Source organism: Flavobacterium sp. NRK F7, assembly GCF_024054195.1.
Taxonomy (GTDB): Bacteria; Bacteroidota; Bacteroidia; order Flavobacteriales; family Flavobacteriaceae; genus Flavobacterium.
The window spans coordinates 1-273 of record NZ_JAMXLB010000023.1 but is presented as its reverse complement, the minus strand read 5'-3'; the positions used below and the strand labels follow the sequence as shown (position 1 = coordinate 273).

1 protein-coding gene is annotated in these 273 nt (G+C 30.8%); it reads left to right on the top strand.

Annotated features, from left to right (window positions below; genetic code table 11):
- On the top strand, positions 1-273 hold a 273-nt coding region (locus NHF47_RS17180; RefSeq protein WP_252766143.1), incomplete at both ends, for a hypothetical protein.

Here is a 273-nt window from a genome sequence, read left to right as displayed (position 1 = left end):
AACCTTTTAAATGGTGCTTTTGACAGTAGAGATACTAGATTGCAAATTTTTACAGCTCAAGCTGTTGGTGATAATAACTTCGACTATTATACACCAGATCAGTTTTTTTACTCTTTTCCAGGAGGAAGTGGTAAATTTATGTTCGACTATGTAGATAAAAAACCTGTTATTCAAAATCAAAGTAAGGGAATAAAATTAGAGTCCACTTTAGTTGGGAATTTTAAGATTACTGATAATAAAGGCAACAAGTACATTTTTGGAGCAGAAAATAAA